Here is a 15,958-nt window from a genome sequence, read left to right as displayed (position 1 = left end):
TCTGCTTACGGCACAACGGTCAACGTGCCGGTACTGCTACCGGTTGCCCGCCACTGCGGAACGTACATGGATTCCACCTGCGGAACTGGCACAGTGTAGCTTCCCGGCGTGACGGCCCGGGCCAGGTAAATAAGGGTTGCATGCTGGCCCTCATTCAGCGGCAGCGCGGCCACAAAGCGGTCATCCCTGAACTCCATATGCTGGATATCCTGCTGCTGCATTTGGTTGAGCAGAGTCTGTATTTCACTCGCACTGTCCCCCAGGCTGGCGCTGCTGTTAGCCAGATTCTGGTTTTCCAGCTCCAGCCCGGCCGGCAGTAAATCGACAACCAGCGCATCCGGTACGTTCTTGTCTGCCCAAACGTCCAGCCACACCATAACCAGCTCACCGCTCTTCAGTGAGGAAAGCGACCGGGTGTTGCCTTTCGCATCAAGGAAGTGACGTTCAATATGCAGCACATTGCTGTAGGCAGCCGGCGCCTGCTGCGGATACCCCGCGCTGTCGAGGCGTAAATAGAGGCTGGCCATCCCAGTGTTGGTCACCTGTAGACCAGAAAGCTGCTGCGCACTGAGATTACGCGTTACCGACTGGCTGGATGCCAGTGGCTGTGCACCAAGCGAGGTCTGCGCCTGCCAGTCGCCTTTCACGTTTTGCAAACCGTGACCGGCAATGAACAATGCATTGGTTTCCTGAGTGGATAACCAACGCTGACTCCAGGCCATGTCCGATAGCTCAAGCAACAACTGATTCTGGGTGTCAGGTAGCAGCTTGTTCTCTTCCAGCAGGCTGAGCATCATCGCTTTATCCCGCAGTTCGCTGCCGTAATCCGCCATCCAGATCTGTTTATCACTTCGCTGAGTTTTGAGCCCCAAAGCAATCGCCTGTTGGCTACGAGGTTCATCCCCCATGAGCTTCAGGGCAACCCCCAACTGCACGAGTGGCAGCCCGGCTCGAGCCTGCTCGTGACGTTGCCAAAGTTCGCGTAATGCCCCAAGCGGCGCTTTTTGCTGACGGGCCAGCACCAGCCCGGCATAAGCCTGAACGGCGAAGCGGCTGGCCGGAGCGTCATCACTATAGCGTAAGGCAATCAAACCAGGATCCTGAAGGTAGCGCAACAGGCGCTGATTGGCGTTGTTAAGTGCATCCCCATTGACGCTGTAACCCTGTTCGCCAGCTCGCACCAGGAAGTCGGTCACGTAGGCCGTCAGCCAGTATTCTTCCGGCCCTGCTTTATCCCATAGCCCGAAACCGCCATTATCGCTTTGCATTTCAAGCAGGCGGGCAATGCCAACATCAATGGCTGCCCGGCGCTGTTGGTCGGTAATACCTATGATGCCCAGCGCATTCAGTTCAGTTTCGTTGGTGTAGAGCGACGGGAATAGCCCGCTGGTCGTTTGCTCAAGACAGCCATACGGATACGCTTTTAGCTCACGAATGTAACGCGCCAGGTTCAGTGGCGGACGGCCGCTCAACAATAGCTGACCTTCCAGGGTTGATTCAGCAATGCCGGACAGATGCTTAGGCGGAAGCGTCCATGTCTCGCCGGGTTTAACCACAGCACCGCTGTTCACCGTCTGCGCAGGGAATGCGGGCCGAACGCCGATTTTCCACTGTTTGATTGGGTCAGCCAGCGTTTCACCTGGCAGAGCAAGTCCGTTAATCACGGCTTTGATTTCACCGTCACCGAAACCTTCCAGCGCACGTACGGGAATAAACAGCGTGCCGCGAGCACCTGGCGCCAGCTTCACATCCATCGTCGACGCGCCATTGAGCGCTAACAGCCCCTGAGCGCTAAGCGCCACGCTAAGCTGCTGAGGCCTGTCCGTCAGGTTAGTGAGATCCAATGCCAGGCGGCTGGTATCACCGCTCGCCATAAATCTCGGTGCGGCCAGTTCGCTCACTAACGGCGCGGCAACCGTGACTTTTTCTTCGCTATTACCAAAGCGATCGTCGGTCCAGGCCTGCGCCATAATCCGCAGCTCGCCGTTGAAATCACCAATTGGCAGCGTCACCGTTCCTTCGCCGTTTTCATCCAACGCAACAGGTTGGGCCTGCTGAGCGATGATAGTGACGTGATTCACCGGCTTTTTACCGCCACGGCTTAGCTCATCACCTTCATCGCCGTCACCGCCAAAGCGAAGCGCAGCCAGTCGCCCCTCGCCTTCAATCACCTGACCGTAAATGTCGTAGATGTCTGCACCATAGCGCTTGCGCCCAAAGAAGGCGTCCCACGGATCCGGCGTTTTGTAATCGGTGATATTAAGTACGCCGCTGTCCACGGCGGACAGCAGCACGTTAATTTGCTTCGGTACTTCACCATTTTTCATGCTGGCCTTTACCTTAACCGTCAGGTTTTGGTTAGGGCGCATTTTGGCTGGATTTTGCAACGTCAGATCGAGACGGCGGCTCTCGTCTCCTAGTGGCAGATGAAGGATACCAACCGCGCGTTTAGGCGTGGCGGAACGCGCCTTGTCTCCAGGGCGAATAACCACGGTGTTTAAGTAAAGATCGTGCCGCTGCCAGCTCTTATCCACCGGAATGGCAAGATCCATGCCGTCTGCCGGAACATCGATTTCTTTCCACCACAGCGGCCCGTCACTGGATTCCACCAGCGCATAAACTTTACCTGCGGCAGGCGCGGCAATATGCAGATTGATGGTATCGCCAGCTTTGTAAGACGGTTTATCTATTTTTAGCGTCACTCTGTCCGGACGCACTGCACCGGTGCCATCGCTATTATCCTGCCAGCTGTAGCCGGCCCAGAAGCGCAGGCTGCTGACGAGGTTATTCTCTGGATCGCGAACTTCCAGACGGTACGAGCCCCACTCCACCGGGAAGGCCACTTTACCCGTTTCCCCGGCAGCCAACGTCAGCTTCTGCTCGGCTTCAACCAGATCTTTTTGATCGTACTGAGACCGCCAGCCTTCACTTTCTTCCCAGCTCCAGTAGTAGTCCCGACGCTCGCGAATCAGGCGGACATCCAGGTCTTTCACCGCCAGTTTCTCGCCTTGTGCATCGGCATACACAATGTCGAAACCTGCGCTGCTGTCTTCATCGACAATCGGCTGAGTGCGGGTAGTGTCGGTCCGGTAGTCATAGACCTCTTTGCTGGCAAACTGAGGGCGGATCCCCGGCATAGCCTGAGCAGGCCAGATAGCCTGCTCCACGCGGCGAGTCACCGGGCGACCGCCGGACTCCAGCAGGCTAGCCTGCAAAATAAGACGCAGCGGTGAATGCACATCTCCCCACTGGCTTTCGGCGCTGACGGTCGTATGCCCCTGCTCATCCAGCGTTAACTCAACGGCGTCCAGGCTACGGGAAAGGTTTTGCTCATTAATATCGCCAAACTGGAACCCAGGAAGCTTTGCAACGGCATCACGTAAAGGGCGCAGGAAGAGCTGCCCCTGAAGGCTGTTACCCGCGGCTGGCGCACCGTAGAGATAGCGCCCGGCAACATCAAAATTGACGGTATCTTCAGGGGCTATCGGCGCAGTTTGCGCCGTGAGATTCAGCGCCATACGCTCCGGCATGAAATCTTCAACTTTAAATGACCAGATACGCGGCTGGTTATCCCCGGTGTTGACCCGCATTTGCCAGTTACCGGTTGCCGCGCTTTCACTCAGAGGATATGTAAATTGATAAAGTCCGTTGGCAGACTGCCACACTTCGGTACGGGCAACCTGGCCGTCCGGTTTTACAACCTCAAGCTTCACCGGCTGAGGCGGGAGCGGTTTGCCGTCTCCGTCCCTGAGCAGGGCATTCACGATAACTGGCTCTCCCGGACGATAAAGATCCCGCGGGCCAAACATGAAGAACTGTTTGCTGTAACCTTGCTCTCCGGCAATATCAAACTCCGCCAGATCCAGCGCCGGGCGGCTGAGATCCAACAGCGTAGTTTGCTCACCATTACGCGCCAGCAGTAACGTGCCTTTGTTCAGTTTCTCAAGCGTGGCATGCCCGTCACCGTCGCTTTTCGTTTGCCCTACCGTTTGACCTTTTTCGTTCAGCAGCGCGATCTCTACGCCCGATTGCGCGGCACCATTCTCCAGACTCTGGGTGAATACGTCCAACCTGTCGTGGTAGCGATGCACCGAAACGCCCACATCGCTCAGCGTGAACAGGGTTGCAGCGTTGCTGTAGGCGTAATGCCCGGCCTGGCTCATGATGGCGAGATAGACCCCGGGCTGCTGGAGAGGTTTGATATCACCGAGCGGCAGCATAAGCTTCTCGCGGGTGTTGCGTGCAGGGTTGAGGTCAAAACGCCCGGTGTAAACCAGGTCGGCCAACTTCAGCAGGTTGTCAGATTCCCAGTTAGAGACCGAGTTACGGTACTGCCACTGGCTGACAAACGCGCTTAGGGAACTGTCTTTAATGCGGTAAAAGTTAACGTCAACGTTATCGACGTTAAGCGCCATCACCGGCAGCCCTGCAATCACTTTGGTCGGCAGCAAGGAGCCCCGGCTGGCAAAGCCAACGCTCGGCTGAATATCACGCGTGGCAATTTGCTTTTCAAAGCTGTCGTCGAACGTCGCTTTATTGAGCGCGAGCAGCCCGCTGTCTACGGTCACAATCAGCGTGCGTTTAGGCTCCAGATGGCGCAGACGAAGTTCTTTTAGATCGCTGGAAAGCTCCCAGGCACCGTCCACTTTGCCACTGGTTTTATCCACCAGATGGGCAACGTTATTGAAGTCCTGATTGGGGTCGAGCGGAATCGAGAAGGTCAGCAGTAACGTACTGGCACCGTCCAACTGCACTTCAGAGGCATCCAGCAGCTTTAGCGGCTTCCCCGCAGACTGCTGTGCCAGTTTTTCCAGTTGAGTAGCATCTGGCTTAGTGTCAGCCTTACTGTTTTGTTCCGCCGCTGAAGAGGCGGTGGGCTGAACGGTTTGCTGATTGTTATTATCGTCACAACCGGAAAGCGCCAACAGGCCGCACACCAGCGCGGCGAGGCTCGTCAAACGTAGTGCATTCATTCTTTCATCCCTGGCCAATAAGGGCCGCTAAACATTACGTAGAGCAAGTATTATGCGGATTAGCCAGAAAAGCGAAAGTCGGAATACTCTGCCTTGCGCGATGCCTCGCAGGCGGCAGTAAATTTGCAGCAGTATTCATTAAGTTTTACGAAGTATCTCGCGGTGTCAGGCAAGGCCGCTTGCCGGGTTATAGAAAAACACCGACAATCCCTTTTTCTTTGATGAACCGGAGGCTCATTGTGTCCACCTCTTTCTTCGTCGCGAGCGACTGGCTCGCAGAACATATTAACGATGACGATATCCAGATTTTAGATGCCCGTATGGCGCCAGCAGGCCAGGAAGCGCTTCGCGATATGCCTGCGGAGTACCGTGCCGGGCATCTGCCTGGTGCGGCCTATTTCGACATCGAAGCGCTCTCGGATCACACCAGCCCCCTGCCCCATATGATGCCGCGAGCTGAGGCGTTTGCCGTGGCCATGCGCGAGCTTGGCGTCAGCAGTGACAAGCATCTGGTGGTTTACGACGAAGGCAACCTGTTCTCCGCGCCTCGCGCCTGGTGGATGCTGCGCACTTTCGGCGTAGAGAGAGTGTCCATTCTGGCCGGTGGGCTGGCTGAGTGGCAGCGTGAAGCGTTGCCGCTGGAACAAGAGGATGCGGATCTGCCGGAAGGTGAGTTCGACGTTAACTTCGACCCGCTGGTTATCAAACGCCTGACGGACGTGCTGCTGGTCAGTCACGAAGGCACTGCGCAGATTGTGGACGCCCGCCCTGCTCCGCGTTTCAACGCGCTGGCCGATGAGCCGCGCCCGGGCCTGAAGCGTGGTCATATTCCAGGGGCGCTTAACGTGCCGTGGGTGGATCTGGTTGAAAATGGCCAACTGAAGACCACGGACAAACTGAGTGAGATCTTCGAACGCCAGGGCGTGAGCTTCGAGCGGCCCATTATTGCCAGCTGTGGCTCAGGCGTTACCGCCGCCGTTGTGGTTCTGGCGCTGACCACGCTGGGCGTGAACGGCGTGTCGCTTTACGATGGTTCGTGGAGTGAGTGGGGTGCTCGCCCAGATCTGCCCGTTGAGCCTGCGCAATAAATACAAAAAGGGAGGCATAGCGCCTCCCTTAGAATACGTATAACCGGCCGTTAAATAATGCGGTTTTGCTTGAAGTCGCGCAGGAAGCTGCCCCAGCGGCGTTCGTAGAACGGCGTGATGTGGGCAATCATAAAGTGGCTGATGCCCTTCTCGCCTTCAACAACCTGGCAGATATCAACCGGCTCATCGCCCGGTAATGTATCGGTAGCCACGCTTCCAGCCTGGCGAATGATCGCCTCAATGTCACCGTCCGCCTCAATACCAATCAGCAGGTTTGGCTCTTCGTCAGCCTGTTCTTTGATGGAGCAGATGAACGCACGCTTGACCGTTTTCAGGTTTTTAAACAACGTGGTCAGGGAGTCAACCATTTGCGCCGGCGGTTCGGCGACGTCGGAAAGCAGCAGTGAAGTCCCGCCCTCCAGTACTTCCTGCTGGCTCAGCGGATCGCTTTCCGCACTGACCAGATGGCTGATTTCGTTTGGCGTAAATTCTTTGCCTGTCGGCAGTTTGGCGTTGAGGAACAACGCTTCACCGAGCGTCATTTCAAATAATGTACGCACGGGCATCACCACAAACGCCTGCTCGTGGCTGACCGCTTCCTGCAGCGCTTCCAGGGAGGTGAAGAAAGGGATCACCGAAGTGCCGTCTTCTTTTTCCCAGTGCTGCAGTTCAACCGCGCTATCGGCGTCAATCGCTTCACCTTCTGCCGCATTGCCCGGCACCCAAACGGTGGACTCCAGTAGGGTGCGGAAAAATGCCGGGCGGTGAGCCGGCTCGGTTGCCGCCTGCTCAAGCAGGGTTTCTAGTTCGTTTTTTGTTTCTGACATTGTGATTCCGGGATAAAGCTTAAGAGGTTTTACCCTCACCCTAACCCTCTCCCTGGAAGGGAGAGGGGACCGTTCTGAGTGCATCTCCCTTCCAGGGAGAGGGGGAGCGTTCTGAGTCTATCTTCCTGAAAGGGAGAGAGACTGTCCGGTGTTATCTTCCCCCGAACTTTTTCTCCCTCTCCCCCATGGGGAGAGGGCCGGGGTGAGGGGCAAATATTACTTCGCTAACAGCAGATTGGCGATCGCACGCACGCCGAGACCAGTCGCACCAGCAGACCACTGCTCAACGGCACCTTTGCGGTAGGTCGCAGAACAGTCAACGTGCAGCCAGCCTTCGTGGTAGTTTTCCACAAAGTGAGACAGGAAACCTGCCGCCGTACTCGCACCCGCAGGGTAAGAGGCGTTCGCGGTATTGTTCAGCTCGGCGAAGTTAGACGGCAGCTGGCTGCGGTGGAATTCAGCCAGCGGCAGGCGCCAGAACGGCTCGTTTTCTTCCGCCGCACTTGCCAGCAGGCGGGCAGCCAGCTTGTCATCAAAGCTGAACAGCGCATGGTAGTCATTACCCAGGGCCGTTTTTGCTGCCCCGGTCAGGGTCGCGCAGTCGATGATCAGCTCTGGCTTCTGTGCGGCGGCGTCAATCAGGCCATCGGCCAGCACCAGGCGACCTTCGGCATCGGTGTTCATCACTTCAACGGTTTTGCCGTTGCGGTAGGTGATGATGTCACCCAGCTTCATGGCGTTGCCGCTGATCATGTTATCCGCGCAGCACAGGAACAGCTTAACGCGCTTGTTCAGGCCACGGGTAATGGCCAGAGCCAGTGCGCCAGTGATAGTCGCGGCACCGCCCATGTCTGACTTCATGGAGTCCATAAACGCGGTCTGTTTGATGCTGTAGCCGCCGGAGTCAAAGGTAATGCCTTTCCCGACCAGGCTTGCGTAAACCGGTGCATCCGGATTGCCAGTTGGGTTGTAGTCCAGCGCCAGCAGCACAGGAGCGCGGTCTGAGCCACGGCCAACGGTGTGGATACCGGCATAGTTCTGCTCACGCAGGTCTTCGCCCTTGGTGATGCGGTAAGAAACGTGGTCGCAGGCGACGTCGCACAGCAGGTCGACAGCGCGGGAAGCCAGCTGCTCCGGGCCAAGTTCTTCAGCCGGCGTGTTGATAGTATGACGAACCCAATCGATAACTTTCAGGCGGTTATCCAGCTCTTTCTGCTCGGTTTCGCTCAGCACCGCCCAGTCGATTTTGCGGGTGCCTTTTGGGGCACGATAGCCCTGCCAGAAAGCCCAGCTTTTCTCAACGTCCCAGCCTTCACCGGCCAGTTGGACGTGCTTCAGCCCCTGGCCGTCAATTTTGCGCGCCGCGCGCTGGATCAGACCGAGATCGTCTTTGCCGGTCAGGTGTAGGGTAATGCCGTCATTATTGATGCTATACGTCGCCTTTTCGCCCCAGCGTGCGTCCGCTGGCTGCGTGGAAAGGGTGATTTTCATGGCTTCAGTCATTTTCCAATCCTTCATTATTCAGCACAGGCAAAATGCAAAAACGGGCCGCCCAAGGCAGCCCGTGTATCATTCAGCTTCATCTAACCAGACAAGTAAAATCGCTTCCAGTACTTTCTCGTTAGAAGCGTTCGGATCGTCATCAAACTCTTCCAGCTCGCAGATCCACTGGTGCATATCGGTGAAACGCACCGTCTTAGGATCGAGATCCGGGCGGCTGTCGTACAGCGCTTCGCCGATTTCACGGCTGTCGGTCCACTTCAGTCCCATGGCGGCTCCCGTTAGTGTTCGCGTGCGTGGTTGATAGTGTAACGCGGCATCTCAACCACCAGGTCTTCGTCGCTGACGCGAGCCTGGCAGCTCAGGCGGCTTTCCGGCTCCAGACCCCATGCTTTATCCAGCATGTCGTCTTCGTCTTCAGTGCTTTCCGCGAGGGAATCAAAACCTTCACGCACTACGCAGTGGCAAGTGGTGCAGGCGCAGGACTTCTCACAGGCGTGTTCAATCTCAATACCGTTGCGCAGTGCAACGTCGAGAATAGTTTCACCTTGCTTCGCTTCCAGAACTGCGCCATCCGGACACAGGTCCTGATGAGGCAGAAAAACAATCTTTGGCATATTAAACCTCGTCCACGGAATGGCCGGTCAGCGCTTTACGGATCGACTGATCCATACGACGTGCAGCGAATTCCTGGGTTTGCTTGTCTACGTTTTTGATTTCATTTTGAATAGCGTCGGCATCTTCGCCTGCGGCGGCAGCGCTTAACGCGGCCATCGCGGCATCAATGTCGGCACGCTCTGCGGCGCTTAGCAGCGCGGCATCCGCCGTCAACGCGCTGGTCAAACTCTCCAGCACACGGGCAGCTTCGACTTTTTGCTCGGCCAGCATGCGTGCCTGCACGTCATGCTCGGCGTAACTCATGGAGTCCTGAATCATACTGGCAATTTCGCCATCGCTCAGGCCATAAGACGGTTTCACCTGGATTGAAGATTCAACCCCGGTGGATTTTTCCATCGCCGTCACGCTCAGCAGGCCATCGGCGTCTACCTGGAAGGTGACGCGAATGTGTGCTCCGCCCGCGGACATTGCCGGGATCCCGCGCAGCGTAAAGCGCGCCAGAGAACGGCAGTCCTGAACGAGTTCACGCTCGCCCTGCAGCACGTGGATAGCCATCGCTGTCTGGCCGTCTTTGAAGGTGGTGAATTCCTGCGCGCGGGCCACCGGGATGGTAGTGTTACGCGGGATAACCTTCTCGACCAGACCGCCCATCGTTTCCAGACCTAGGGACAGCGGAATCACGTCCAGCAGCAGCATTTCGCTGTCTGGCTTATTGCCCACCAGAATGTCAGCCTGAATGGCCGCGCCGATGGCAACAACTTTATCCGGGTCGATAGAGGTCAACGGCGTGCGGCCAAAGAACTCGCCTACACGCTCGCGCACCAACGGTACGCGGGTTGAGCCGCCGACCATCACCACTTCCAGCACGTCTTCTGCTTCCACGCCCGCGTCTTTTAACGCACGACGGCAGGACAGCAGCGTCCGTTTAACCAGAGAAGAGATAAGCTCGTTGAATTGCTCACGGGTGACTTCGCCCTGCCAGCCTGCCACTTCTACACTGGCGGTGGCAGCATCGCTGAGCGCGATTTTGGCGGCGATGGCGGCGTCCAGAAGCTGGCGCTGCACGCGGTCGTCGCTACGGTCGGCAATCCCGGCCTGCTCTCGCAGCCAGTCGGCCAGCAGATGGTCGAAATCATCGCCGCCCAGCGCGGAATCACCGCCGGTGGCCAGCACTTCAAACACACCGCGGCTCAGGCACAAGATGGAGATATCAAACGTCCCACCGCCCAAATCGTACACGGCAATTACGCCTTCTTTGCCGGAATCCAGGCCGTAGGCAATCGCCGCGGCAGTAGGTTCGTTCAGCAAACGAAGAACGTGCAGCCCGGCGAGGCGGGCAGCGTCTTTGGTGCCCTGGCGCTGCGCATCGTCAAAATAGGCTGGCACCGTGATCACCACGCCATCCAGTTCCCCTTCCAGGGTTTCGCTGGCTCGCGCGGAGAGCGTTTTCAGGATGTCGGCAGAGATACGCACCGGGTTAAGCAAACCGGCAGGCGTGTCAATCATCGGCAGGCCGTTTTCACTGGCCTGCAGGCGATACGGGAGATGAGGATAACGGGTCTGGATGTCCGCCAGAGAGCGGCCCATCATGCGTTTTACCGAGCTAATGGTATTCGCGGGATCCTGCACGGCAAGCGCACGAGCATCAAAACCAACGATATGCTCTTGCTGCCGATAATGCACCACGGAAGGCAGCAGGTGACGGCCTTCATGGTCGGCAAGGGTTTCGGCCTGGCCGCTGCGAACGGTAGCCACCAGTGAGTTGGTGGTACCAAGGTCGATGCCCGCGGCCAGCCTGCGCTGGTGCGGTGCAGCCATCATGCCAGGCTCACTAATTTGTAATAAGGCCATGTATCGCTTCCAAAAATCGGGCCTGAGTTCAGGCGTTAAAAGTCGAGCAGCTTTTCTTCTAGTTGTTCAATTTGGCTCTGTAATTTGTCGAGGAAACGCAGCTTGCGCACGGTGTCCGCCGCCTGTTCCCACTGCTGGTCATCCAGCTGCTTTACCATCTGCGCGCTGCGGTTTTTCACCATCGTTTTTACGCGCGAGGCAAAGCTTTCAAGCTTGTCGCTGTCTTTCGCCTGCTCGATATCGTCCAGCTCTTCGCGCAGCGCCAGCTGTTCCATCAGGAACGCGGTGTCGCGCACAGTGTGCTGTTCATTAGCAAGGTCGAAACCGTTCAGGGACAGGATATATTCGGCGCGGGCAAGCGGGTGACGCAGCGTCTGCCAGGCCTGGTTGATGGTGGCGGACTGGCTCACGGCCAGAAGCTGTTCTGCCTGAGGGCGACTGGCGTATTTGTCCGGATGGAACTGGCGCTGCAGCTCCTGGTAACGGCTGGCCAGTTGCTCGGTGTTCAGGGTGTAGCCTGGCGTCAGCCCAAACAGGGTAAAATAATCCATAACAGACTCGGGTTCAGGTCAGGTAAGTGCTGTGTGGTAAAGCAAAATCCCCACGGACCAGAGCCAGTGGGGAATTGCGCGGGATCAGACGTGGAAGCTTTCGCCGCAGCCACACTCATCCTTCACGTTCGGGTTAGTGAACTTAAACCCTTCGTTAAGGCCTTCTTTGACGAAGTCGAGCTCGGTCCCGTTTAAGAATTGCAGGCTTTTACCATCGACAACCACCTTCACGCCTTTGTCTTCGAACACGGTGTCATCCGCCATCGGTTCATCAACAAATTCGAGAACATAAGCCATCCCAGAGCAGCCTGATGTGCGCACGCCCAGACGCAGACCAAACCCTTTACCGCGGTTAGTCAGGAAGGCACTTACACGGGCAGCGGCGCTGTCGCTAAGGGTAATCGACATACAACAACCTCAATCAGATATTTAACTCGTCATACTTCGAGCCGCTGCCGGGCAGCAAGCTCGAATTAGTTAGAGTTATTTTGTTTCACGTTTGCTTTTGTAATCCGCGATAGCCGCTTTAATAGCGTCTTCAGCCAGGATTGAGCAGTGAATTTTCACCGGCGGCAGTTCGAGTTCGTCTGCGATATCGGTGTTTTTGATCGCCTGCGCTTCGTCCAGGGACTTGCCCTTCACCCACTCGGTTACCAGCGAGCTGGAGGCAATCGCCGAGCCGCAGCCGTAGGTTTTGAAACGCGCGTCTTCAATGATACCGTCATTGTTGACTTTGATCTGCAACTTCATCACGTCGCCACAGGCCGGTGCACCCACCATGCCGGAACCTACGCTGTCGTCGCTGTTGTCGAAAGAGCCAACGTTGCGTGGGTTTTCGTAGTGATCAATTACTTTTTCGCTGTAAGCCATTTTTACTTCTCCAGAATCTGAAATCGACGTCCTGACGAACGATCAGTGATGAGCCCATTCGATGGAATTAAGATCCACGCCCTGTTTGAACATTTCCCACAGCGGAGAAAGGTCGCGCAGACGGCCAATGGATTTACGTACCAGCTCGATGGTGTAATCGATCTCTTCTTCAGTGGTAAAACGACCCAGAGAGAAACGGATAGAGCTGTGTGCCAGTTCATCGCTCATGCCCAGCGCGCGCAGCACGTAGGATGGCTCGAGGCTAGCGGAAGTACAGGCTGAGCCTGAAGAGACCGCGAGGTCTTTCAGCGCCATGATCAGCGACTCGCCTTCAACATAGTTAAAGCTGACGTTGAGGATGTTTGGCGCGCCGTGCTCCAGGTCACCGTTCAGGTAAACTTCTTCCATATCTTTCACGCCGTTCCACAGACGGTTACGCAGCGTGCGCAGACGGGCCATTTCGGTCTCCATCTCTTCTTTTGCGATACGGTAAGCTTCGCCCATGCCGACGATCTGGTGCACAGGCAGAGTACCGGAACGCATGCCGCGCTCGTGACCACCACCGTGAACCTGAGCTTCGATACGGATACGCGGTTTGCGACGCACGTAAAGTGCACCGATACCTTTCGGCCCGTAAATTTTGTGGCCAGAGAAGGACATCAGGTCAACTTTCAGCTGGCTCAGGTCGATAGGCAGTTTGCCCACGCTCTGGGTAGCATCAACGTGGAAGATAATGCCACGGGAACGGCACATTTCGCCGATAGCCGCGATATCCTGCACCACGCCGATTTCGTTGTTCACGTGCATGATGGACACCAGAATAGTGTCTTCACGCATAGCGGCTTCCAGCTGCTTCAGGTCAACGATACCGTTGCTCTGTGGCGCCAGGTAAGTCACTTCAAACCCTTCACGCTCCAGCTGGCGACAGGTGTCCAGCACGGCTTTGTGTTCGGTTTTGGCGGTGATGATGTGCTTGCCTTTCTTCTGATAGAAGTTAGCCGCACCTTTGATGGCCAGGTTGTCTGACTCGGTCGCACCGGAGGTGAAGACGATTTCACGCGGGTCCGCGCCAACCAGTTCAGCGATTTGGTTACGGGCAATATCAACAGCTTCTTCAGCCTGCCAGCCAAAACGGTGGGAACGAGAGGCCGGGTTACCGAAGGTGCCGTCCATCGTTAAAAACTGCATCATCTTCTCAGCAACACGCGGATCTACCGGCGTGGTTGCGGAGTAGTCGAGGTAAATCGGTAATTTCATTGCTCTTAAGCTCCGTACATCACTTCAATGCGAAGAATCAGGCTTAAAATATGTTGCCGTTATAGACAGGGAGCACCGCTCCCCGAACCTGATTCTAAAATTCTTGTTCTTCTGCTTATGCGCGCAGTTTGACGTCAATAGCGTCCTGAGAACGGGTGCTGCGATGATTTTCACTATGTTGACGGTCGGACACGTCCAGCACTTCCTGGTTGTTAACCAGTTCACCCAGGGTGATGTTGTTCAGGAAGCCGGTCAGGCGATCGCTCAGGTCGCGCCACAGCGCGTGAGTCAGGCACTTATCGCCGCCCTGGCAGCCACCTTTACCCTGGCAACGGGTGGCGTCTACGGACTCATCAACGGCGCTGATCACTTCGCCCACGGCAATGCTGCTCGCGTCTTTACCTAACAGATAACCGCCGCCAGGACCGCGTACGCTGGCCACCAGGCCATTTTTACGCAGGCGGGAGAACAGCTGCTCCAGGTAGGAGAGTGAAATCCCCTGACGTTCAGAAATATCAGCCAACGGAACCGGGCCCGATTCAGAGTTCAGCGCAACGTCAAGCATCGCGGTTACGGCATAGCGCCCTTTTGATGTCAGTCTCATGTCTTACTTAACCTCAAATAGCCCCTCGAGCCGGGGGTTTTTAAAAGTGTGATTGTCACATAGCAGGACGCAAGTCTGACATTCCTGAGTAAAATGGTCAACTATTTAACCTACCATTTTACTCAAGTATTATTGGCCCGATTTTTTCGGGTTTTCCAGCGATGCCAGCATACCGCGCAGGATGTTTAATTCCTGACTTTCCGGGCGTGCGCGAGTAAACAGACGGCGCAGGCGATTCATCACCTGACCTGGATGGGTTGGGCGAATAAAGCCGCTTTCCTGCAGCGCTTTTTCGAGGTGCACATAGAAACGCTCTAAGTCATCGACCAGAGGGTAAGGCGCGTCTTCCTCTTCTTTAGGTGCTTCCGGCTGCTCTTGCGTGGCGAGCCAGGCAATGCGCACTTCATAGGCGAGGATCTGCACCGCCATGGCGAGGTTAAGGGAGCTGTATTCCGGGTTAGCCTGGATAGCAACGTGATAATGGCACTTCTGCAGCTCTTCGTTGGTCAGGCCCACGCGCTCGCGACCAAACACAATCGCCACCGGCGCATGCTGCGCTTCGCTGATGCTTTTTAGACCGCATTCACGCGGGTCAAGCATCGGCCACGGCAGAGTCCGGGAACGCGCGCTGGTGCCAACCACCAGGCTGCATCCCGCCAGCGCTTCATCAAGCGTATCGACGATGTGGGCATCACCGATAACATCGCTGGCACCCGCCGCCAGGGCGATGGCCTGGGAGTCCGGTTTGACCAGTGGATTGACCAGCCAAAGGTTAGTTAAACCCATGGTTTTCATAGCACGAGCCACGGAGCCCATGTTGCCGGTATGCGAAGTTTCGACCAGCACGATTCGTACGTTTTGCAGCATTATCATTCATAGCCTGGGAAGAATATCGCAATATCTTATCATATCCCTGAGACATATTCCGAACGCTCTGCTATACTCCGCCGCGTTTTCCGTTCTTTAACATCCAGCGAGAGAGACCGATGCATCCGATGCTCAACATCGCCGTGCGTGCTGCACGCAAGGCGGGTAATTTAATTGCCAAGAATTACGAAACTCCAGACGCGGTAGAAGCTAGCCAGAAAGGCAGCAATGACTTCGTGACCAACGTCGATAAAGACGCCGAACGTCTGATTATCGAAGTGATTCGTAAATCTTACCCAAAACACACCATCATCACCGAAGAGTCCGGTGAACTGGCTGGGGAAGATCAGGATGTGCAATGGGTTATCGATCCGCTGGATGGCACCACCAACTTCATCAAACGTCTGCCGCATTTCTCCGTTTCCATCGCTGTTCGTATCAAAGGCCGCACCGAAGTCGCGGTAGTTTACGATCCAATGCGTAACGAACTGTTCAGCGCCGTTCGCGGCCAGGGCGCCCAGCTTAACGGCTACCGCCTGCGCGGCAGCAACGCTCGCGACCTGGACGGCACCGTTCTGGCGACCGGCTTCCCGTTCAAAGTGAAGCAGCACGCGACCCCTTATATCAACATCGTTGGCAAACTGTTCACCCAGTGTGCAGACTTCCGCCGCACCGGTTCCGCTGCGCTGGACCTGGCCTACGTTGCCGCTGGCCGCGTGGACGGTTTCTTCGAGATTGGCCTGAAGCCATGGGATTTCGCCGCAGGTGAACTGCTGGCGCGTGAATCCGGCAGCATCGTGTGTGATTTCACCGGCGGCCATAACTACCTGACGACCGGGAACATCGTCGCCGGTAACCCACGCGTTGTGAAAGCCATGCTGGCAACCATGCGTGATGAATTGAGCGAAGCGCTGAAGCGCTAAGCTTTTTTGCCTGACCTTCTTTAATAAAG

14 protein-coding genes are annotated in these 15,958 nt (G+C 56.4%); 2 read left to right on the top strand and 12 right to left on the bottom strand.

Features of this window, described 5'->3' with window-relative positions; translation table 11 throughout:
* Nucleotides 1-5 precede the first annotated feature (5 nt).
* The gene (locus B9Y90_RS13930) at nt 6-4,973 is read right to left on the bottom strand and encodes an alpha-2-macroglobulin family protein (protein WP_085541574.1); all 4,968 of its coding nucleotides are present in this window, start codon (nt 4,971-4,973) and stop codon (nt 6-8) included.
* A gap of 239 nt (nt 4,974-5,212) precedes the next feature.
* Between B9Y90_RS13930 and sseA the strand changes: the two genes are divergently transcribed.
* A complete protein-coding gene (gene sseA, locus B9Y90_RS13925; RefSeq protein WP_085541573.1) occupies nt 5,213-6,061 on the top strand; it encodes a 3-mercaptopyruvate sulfurtransferase in 849 nt (282 codons plus the stop codon).
* Between the two features lie 50 nt (nt 6,062-6,111).
* Here the strand turns inward: sseA and sseB are convergent, their stop codons facing one another.
* The 11 genes from sseB to trmJ all read right to left on the bottom strand — a co-directional run bounded on the left by sseB (nt 6,112) and on the right by trmJ (nt 15,006).
* On the bottom strand, nt 6,112-6,888 hold the full coding sequence (gene sseB, locus B9Y90_RS13920; RefSeq protein WP_085541572.1) for an enhanced serine sensitivity protein SseB: 777 nt from the start codon (nt 6,886-6,888) through the stop codon (nt 6,112-6,114).
* Nucleotides 6,889-7,104: 216 nt separating this feature from the next.
* Nucleotides 7,105-8,391 carry an aminopeptidase PepB gene (gene pepB, locus B9Y90_RS13915; protein WP_008459420.1) on the bottom strand — a complete coding sequence of 429 codons (1,287 nt, stop codon included), beginning with the start codon at nt 8,389-8,391 and terminating at the stop codon, nt 7,105-7,107.
* A 66-nt stretch (nt 8,392-8,457) separates the two neighbouring features.
* Nucleotides 8,458-8,658, bottom strand: a complete 201-nt coding sequence (iscX, locus tag B9Y90_RS13910) for a Fe-S cluster assembly protein IscX (RefSeq protein ID WP_016537752.1) — start codon at nt 8,656-8,658, stop codon at nt 8,458-8,460.
* Between the two features lie 11 nt (nt 8,659-8,669).
* Entirely contained in the window at nt 8,670-9,005 is a 336-nt protein-coding gene (fdx, locus tag B9Y90_RS13905) for an ISC system 2Fe-2S type ferredoxin (protein ID WP_008459424.1), read from the bottom strand.
* A gap of 1 nt (nt 9,006) precedes the next feature.
* Complete coding sequence (gene hscA, locus B9Y90_RS13900) at nt 9,007-10,857, bottom strand: Fe-S protein assembly chaperone HscA (RefSeq protein WP_085541571.1); 1,851 nt, start codon at nt 10,855-10,857, stop codon at nt 9,007-9,009.
* Nucleotides 10,858-10,892: 35 nt separating this feature from the next.
* On the bottom strand, nt 10,893-11,408 hold the full coding sequence (gene hscB / locus B9Y90_RS13895; RefSeq protein WP_085541570.1) for a co-chaperone HscB: 516 nt from the start codon (nt 11,406-11,408) through the stop codon (nt 10,893-10,895).
* A gap of 84 nt (nt 11,409-11,492) precedes the next feature.
* On the bottom strand, nt 11,493-11,816 hold the full coding sequence (gene iscA, locus B9Y90_RS13890) for an iron-sulfur cluster assembly protein IscA (RefSeq protein ID WP_039296157.1): 324 nt from the start codon (nt 11,814-11,816) through the stop codon (nt 11,493-11,495).
* A 75-nt stretch (nt 11,817-11,891) separates the two neighbouring features.
* A complete protein-coding gene (gene iscU / locus B9Y90_RS13885) occupies nt 11,892-12,278 on the bottom strand; it encodes a Fe-S cluster assembly scaffold IscU (protein WP_008459428.1) in 387 nt (128 codons plus the stop codon).
* A gap of 42 nt (nt 12,279-12,320) precedes the next feature.
* Nucleotides 12,321-13,535, bottom strand: coding sequence for a cysteine desulfurase (iscS, locus tag B9Y90_RS13880; RefSeq protein ID WP_039296161.1), 1,215 nt, complete (start codon nt 13,533-13,535; stop codon nt 12,321-12,323).
* A 115-nt stretch (nt 13,536-13,650) separates the two neighbouring features.
* Complete coding sequence (gene iscR, locus B9Y90_RS13875; protein ID WP_008459430.1) at nt 13,651-14,139, bottom strand: Fe-S cluster assembly transcriptional regulator IscR; 489 nt, start codon at nt 14,137-14,139, stop codon at nt 13,651-13,653.
* A gap of 129 nt (nt 14,140-14,268) precedes the next feature.
* Nucleotides 14,269-15,006: a tRNA (cytosine(32)/uridine(32)-2'-O)-methyltransferase TrmJ gene (trmJ, locus tag B9Y90_RS13870; RefSeq protein WP_039296164.1), complete on the bottom strand. Its 738-nt coding sequence runs from the start codon at nt 15,004-15,006 to the stop codon at nt 14,269-14,271.
* Between the two features lie 119 nt (nt 15,007-15,125).
* On the opposite strand from trmJ, the gene suhB reads away from it, so the two are divergent.
* Complete coding sequence (gene suhB, locus B9Y90_RS13865; protein ID WP_039296167.1) at nt 15,126-15,929, top strand: inositol-1-monophosphatase; 804 nt, start codon at nt 15,126-15,128, stop codon at nt 15,927-15,929.
* The last annotated feature ends 29 nt before the right edge of the window (nt 15,930-15,958 follow it).

The sequence above is a fragment of the Cedecea sp. NFIX57 genome, from assembly GCF_900177785.1.
Classification (GTDB): domain Bacteria; phylum Pseudomonadota; class Gammaproteobacteria; order Enterobacterales; family Enterobacteriaceae; genus Cedecea; species Cedecea neteri_C.
Note: the sequence above shows the minus strand (reverse complement) of the source record. Positions and strands in the feature narration are given on the sequence as shown.